The following is a 2,233-nucleotide window of genomic DNA, read 5'->3' as shown; positions in this document are numbered from 1 at the left end:
TCGCCGCGGTAGGCGATGGTGACGGTGAGGTCGGTGATCGTGTCGCCTTCGTGGCGGAAGCGGCGGACGTCGAAGCCTGACGGGACGGTGAAGCGTGGGGTGCGGTCCAGGCGCATCCGGGGTCGTGGGGGCGGTCCGGCCTCGGTGGTCGTGTCGTCCTGATCGGACGCGGGTCGTGATTCGGCGAGGGCGAGGTCGACTTCGTTCAGGGCGTCGGTGAGGACGTCGGCGTGCTGGTCCAGTTCTGCTTGTAGTGCCGACTTCTGCTGAGGGTCGAGGGTGGCGTCGATCCTGTGCTGGAGTTCGTCGGCGCGCAGGCCGGCGGCTTCCAGGGCTGCTTCTGCGGCGCGTAGACGAGTTCGGCCAGGTGCCGGCTCCTCGCTTGCCGCTTCGGCGGGGTTCTGCGGGTGTGGCTGCGTGACCGTCGTCGGGGTGGTCCGTCGTCCGGGTCGGGGCGCTTGGGCTGCGACGTCGCCGGGTGTGGTGACGGGTAGTTGGGGTGGGGTGTCGGTGCCGTGGTAGGTGATGGGCGCGCCTTCGCCCAGCGCGAGGAACTCGTTCTCGCCCTCGCCGAGGAAGAGCGAGCGGTCCGGGGATGTCTCTGCCCGGCTCTGGAGATAGGTGCCGAACACGCGGTGCAGCGGCACCTTCTGGGACGTCATCCAGAAGGGGCCGAGTATGTGGCTGCTCTCGTCCGTGGGGTCCTTGTACGGCGTGAGGAGGCTGTACGACTCCGCAGGCCCCCGTCGCATCTGCACCTCGTCGCCCGGGGTCATGGCTCCGCCGTTCTGCTCCTCCAGCAGGCTCCGCTTCTCCAGGCGGATGAGTTGGACGATTCCTTGTTCGGCGTCGACGTTGGGCATCTTGACCCGGTTGAGCACCTCGTAGGTGAAGGCGTGCTGGGCGACCATGCTGCGTATGTATGTCGCGTGGTCCAGGTACTGCGGGTCGAATCGGGTGACGGGGTAGTCGCGGCCGTCCGACTGCCAGGTGTCGTTCCTCAGACCGCTGTTGAGCCCGGCCAGGTGATAGCCGTCGGGGGACTTCGGTGGACGGAAGTGGCTGACGATCACCTTGAACCGTTGGGCCTCGGTGTTGATCGAACCGCCGGCCTGATCAGTCGCCCAGTCGGCCAGCCAGTTGCTGTCCCCGCCGTTGGCGTTGAGCCAGGTGTGGAACTTGGCGGACACTCCGTCGGGGCCGCGCAGTGAACCGCCCACCGGGCCGGTCGGATCGGCTGGGTCGACCAAGGCCCATGGCGTGTCCTCGGGGTCGACGACGCCCTGGTCTCGCGACCAGTTCGGGTTGGCGACGAGTTCGCGGGGCAGGTCGTCGAGCAGTCCGCTCTCTCTGAGGAGCATCTGCATGCGGAGGAACTCGCTGCGGTACTCGGGACGCCAGCCGTCGTCCTCCAGCAGGGTGTTGGTCTTCAGCAGGTGTTTCGCGGCTGCCTTGTCCTCGTCGGAGGCCTGGGGGTCGGCTTGTGTGCGCTGGGCGCGCTCGACGACGAGGGCGAGGTATTTGTCGGCCGGTTCCATCACGGCGTCGAAGGCGTCGTTGCCGTCCCACGGGTTGTTCCACTTGGCGGTCTGGCGGTCGTCCATGTACCTGAGCGGAATCGTCATGCCGTGGGAGGAGATGGTGACCACGGCGAAGGGTTCCAGCTCGGGCGCCTGCGACCACAGTGTGGCCGCGTCGAACGCTCCCTCCGGGAGGCTGTCCGGCAGGACGTAGGTCACCAGGGACGAGGGGGCGAACGGCTCGCTCTGCTCTGCCTCGTCGTCTGGAGTGGGTTCGGGCGAGGGCGGCGTCTGGGCGGGTGAGGGTGCGGCGACCGGTGGTGCGGTCCAGGTGAAGTGGGAGGTGGTGGATGTGGTGGCTGGGGTGGGCGCGGGTGCGTCCCAGTCGGATTCGTCGGAGTCGACCGCGTCGGAGTCGTCGGAAGAGTTGTAGCGCTGGAGTCTGTTCGGCATCGGCAGCATGCGGGCGGCGACGGTGTCGGTCTCCGGGCGGTCGGTGTTGTCGTCGGCTGGGCCGAGGGGTTCGGAGACGGGATCGACCCACTCGTGGGAGCGGGGCGAGGGGGCGCTGGCGTCGCGGGCCTGCTCCCAGTCTCCGTCGGTCTGTGTGGGGGGATCGGTGTCGCCGATGAGGGTGGCGAGGAGGTGGAGGTGGCGTTCGCGGAGGTGGCCTTGGGGGAGGGCGTCGGGTGCGGGTTGGTGGTAGTTGCCGA

Annotated in this window: 1 protein-coding gene; it reads right to left on the bottom strand. The window is 68.5% G+C overall.

The window, feature by feature from the left end:
* Positions 1-2,233: hypothetical protein (locus ABT057_RS49000; protein WP_352351890.1), on the bottom strand; the 2,233-nt coding region annotated here is incomplete at both ends.

Origin of the sequence: Streptomyces sp. NPDC002588 (assembly GCF_040295925.1) — a bacterium.
Lineage (GTDB): Bacteria > Actinomycetota > Actinomycetes > Streptomycetales > Streptomycetaceae > Streptomyces.
The sequence above is the reverse complement of the archived record's forward strand: the minus strand, read 5'-3'. Positions and strand labels throughout refer to the sequence as shown.